This window comes from Mesorhizobium sp. M7A.F.Ca.AU.002.02.1.1 (genome assembly GCF_003998535.1).
Lineage (GTDB): Bacteria > Pseudomonadota > Alphaproteobacteria > Rhizobiales > Rhizobiaceae > Mesorhizobium > Mesorhizobium ciceri.
The window spans coordinates 1-3,424 of sequence record NZ_RZPB01000652.1 but is presented as its reverse complement, the minus strand read 5'-3'; the positions used below and the strand labels follow the sequence as shown (position 1 = coordinate 3,424).

Genomic DNA, 3,424 nt, shown 5'->3' with positions numbered 1-3,424 from the left:
CGGGAGGCTGATCCCGCCAAGCGCCAGGCGCTGCTGACCATTGCGATCGTCGGTGGCGGGCCGACCGGCGTCGAGCTTGCCGGCACCATCGTCGAGCTGGCGCATGACACGCTGCGCGGCGAGTTCCGCAACATCGACACGCGGCAGACGCGCGTGGTGCTGATCGAGGCCGGCGACCGCATTCTGGCCAATTTCGCACCGAAACTTTCCGACTACGCCAACAAAGCGCTCGAGCGGCTCGGCGTGACGGTCGGGCTCGGGCGGGCCGTCACGCGCTGCGACGCCGAAGGTGTCGTGTTTGGCGATAAGCAACTGGCCGCCCGAACGATCCTGTGGGCAGCCGGCGTTGCCGCTTCGCCAGCCGCTGAATGGCTGGGAGCGAAGGCGGACCGCGCGGGCAGGGTGCTGGTCGAGCCCGATCTAAGTGTGCGTGGCAGCCCGGAGATCTTCGTCATCGGCGACGCCGCTCATGTGCTGCGGCCAGACGGGCGGCCGGTTCCCGGCGTGGCGCCTTCCGCCAAGCAGGAGGGCCGACATGTTGCGGCTACCATCAAGGCCAGGCTCGGCGGCGACACGACCGCGCGTCCTTTCCACTACAGGCATGCCGGCGATCTGGCGACGATCGGCAAACGCGCCGCCGCCATCGATTTCGGCTGGATCAAGCTCACCGGCTGGCTCGCCTGGTGGCTGTGGGGAGTGGCTCACATCTATTTCCTGATCGGCTTTCGCAACCGGCTTGCTGTTTCGCTGAGCTGGCTATGGATCTACGCGACGGGGCAACGCAGCGCGCGGCTGATCACCCAGGGCGACGACGACAAGGGCTGATTTCTTCACCGGCACCGTTCATCCGCACGTCATCTGTTGCTGGTCGACTGACCTTCCGATGCACGCAACTTCTTGAATGGACTTGAGCCGATTTCGGCGCGAAGTTCGCTTCGGGGCAGGGCGTGTCACGTTGTCGATAAGGAGAAAACATGTCGCAACTGCTCCATCCCGTCTCCCGCCGCGATTTCCTCGCTGGCACCGCAGCTACAGGGGCGCTGATCGTGCTTCATCCCTTCTCCGCTCGCGCACAGGCCAACCAGGCGCATCTCCGGATCATGGAGACCACCGACATCCATGTGAACGTGCTGCCTTACGATTATTACGCCGACAAAGCGAACGACACGCTGGGCTTGTCGCGCACGGCCTCCCTGATCGACGCCGTGCGCAAGGAAGCGGTGAATTCGATGCTGATCGACAATGGCGACCTGCTGCAGGGCAATCCGATGGGCGACTACATCGCCTATGAGAAGGGCCTGAAGGACGGCGACCTGCATCCGATCATGAAGGGTATGAACCTGCTCGGCTACGAGTGCTCGACGCTGGGCAACCACGAGTTCAACTATGGCCTGTCGTTCCTGGACAAGGTGCTGGCCGGCGCCAATTTTCCCTTCGTCTGCGCCAATCTGATCCGCGGCACGGAGCTTGCCGCGAACCCGCGCGACGACAAGCTCTATCTCAAGCCCTATGTCATCCTCGACAAGAAGATCAAGGACGGTTCGGGCGCCGAGCAGCCGATCAGGATCGGCATCATCGGCTTCGTGCCGCCGCAGATCATGGTCTGGGATCTCAAGAACCTCGAAGGCAACGTCAAGACGCGCGACATCGTCGAGGCGGCCAAGGCCTGGGTGCCGCAGATGAAGGAGGCGGGCGCCGACATCGTCATTGCGCTGTCGCATTCCGGCATCGACGTGAAGCACGGCGACATGATGGAGAACGCCTCGTTCTTCGTCGCCGGCGTCGCCGGCATCGACGCGGTGTTCACCGGGCACCAGCATCTGGTGTTCCCCGGCAAGAAGGATTTCCAGTCGCTCGATGGTGTCGACACGCAAAAGGGCACGCTGCAGGGCAAACCCGCCGTCATGGGCGGTTTCTGGGGCTCGCATATGGGGCTGATCGACCTGATGCTGGAGCGTGACGGGTCGAAATGGAAGGTCGTTTCCGCCACTTCCGAGGCGCGGCCGATCTTCGAACGCGTCGACAACAAGAATAAACCGACTGTCCCGGACGACAAGCGCATCATCGCGGCCCTTGAGCAGGACCACCAGGCAACACTGGCCTATGTGCGCCGCCCCGTCGGCAAGACCTCCGCGCCGCTCTATTCCTATTTCGCGCTGGTCGCCGACGATCCGTCGGTGCAGGTCGTCAGCCAGGCGCAGACCTGGTACCTCAGGGATATTCTGAAGAATACGCAATGGAAGGATGTGCCGCTGCTGTCGGCGGCCGCTCCGTTCAAGGCCGGCGGACGCAACGGCGCCGACTACTATACCGACGTGCCCGCCGGCGATATCGCCATCAAGAACGTCGCCGACCTCTATCTCTATCCCAACACCGTGCGTGCGGTCGAAATCACCGGTGGGCAGGTCAAGGAATGGCTGGAAATGTCGGCCGGGATCTTCAACCGGATCGAGCCAGGGAAGGCCGACCAGGCCCTCATCAACACCGATTTTCCGTCCTACAATTTCGACGTCATCGACGGCGTCACCTATAAAATAGACCTGTCGCAGCCGCCGAAATACGATGCCAAGGGCGGGCTGGCTAACGCTGGCGCCAATCGCATCGTCGACCTGAGTTTCGATGGAAAACCAATTGACCCCAAACAGAAATTCGTCGTCGCGACCAACAACTACCGGGCCGGTGGCGGCGGCAATTTCCCCGACATCAATGCCTCGAAGATCATCTATGAAGCGCCGGACACCAATCGCGACGTCATCGTCCGCTACATCGTCAGCGAGGGTACAATCAACCCGTCCGCGGACGACAACTGGTCGTTCGCGCCGCTGCCTGGAACCAGCGCCGTGTTCGAAACCGGCGCCAAGGCGAAGGATTTCATTGCGCAGCTGAAATCGCTGAAGATCGAGCCGGCAGGCGAGGGCGAGGCAGGTTTCGCGAAATACCGCATCCTGCTTTGAAGGTGGTTCGGGTCGGCTCGAGTCCCGGCCTTATGGCGTGGATTGAGCCGGCTGGGTGAAACGTTCCTTGATGTCAGGCATGACGAGATCCAGCGCATCGGTGGAAATGCCGCCGGAATAACCGTTCGGCAGCTGCTTGATCAGTTCGGGATCGTCCAGCCCTTGCGAAAAGTCGCCGCCGGTGTACGGGCCGAGCAGATAGACGCGGCTGTCGACGCCTTGCATGCGATCGAGAAACCGGTTCGGCCAACCCCACATCCATTTCGCGATGTTGACGGGAATGAGCAAGGTACCTTTTCGGCAGGCATCTGGAACATAGCCGCTCCAGCCAAGCGCGGCATAGCGCAGAATGCATTGCGTCAGCGACGCGCGGCTCAGCGTATGCATGTCCGGCAGTGCTGCCTTGACTGCGGCAATCGGCTTGTCGCCGCCATAGACCGAGAGATAGAAGCGCTCGTTCGGCGATAGCA

2 protein-coding genes and 1 pseudogene are annotated in these 3,424 nt (G+C 62.2%); 2 read left to right on the top strand and 1 reads right to left on the bottom strand.

Annotated elements, in window-relative coordinates; all coding sequences use genetic code 11:
- Together EN879_RS28735 and EN879_RS28730 are read left to right on the top strand one after the other, a co-directional pair.
- On the top strand, nucleotides 1–825 hold an 825-nt coding region (locus EN879_RS28735), incomplete at its 5' end, for an FAD-dependent oxidoreductase (RefSeq protein WP_127274407.1).
- A 149-nt stretch (nucleotides 826–974) separates the two neighbouring features.
- Nucleotides 975–2,954, top strand: a complete 1,980-nt coding sequence (locus EN879_RS28730; RefSeq protein ID WP_063168055.1) for a bifunctional 2',3'-cyclic-nucleotide 2'-phosphodiesterase/3'-nucleotidase — start codon at nucleotides 975–977, stop codon at nucleotides 2,952–2,954.
- A gap of 30 nt (nucleotides 2,955–2,984) precedes the next feature.
- Here EN879_RS28730 and EN879_RS28725 read toward each other — a convergent pair.
- A pseudogene (locus EN879_RS28725) lies at nucleotides 2,985–3,424 on the bottom strand (glycerophosphodiester phosphodiesterase); the annotation flags it as partial.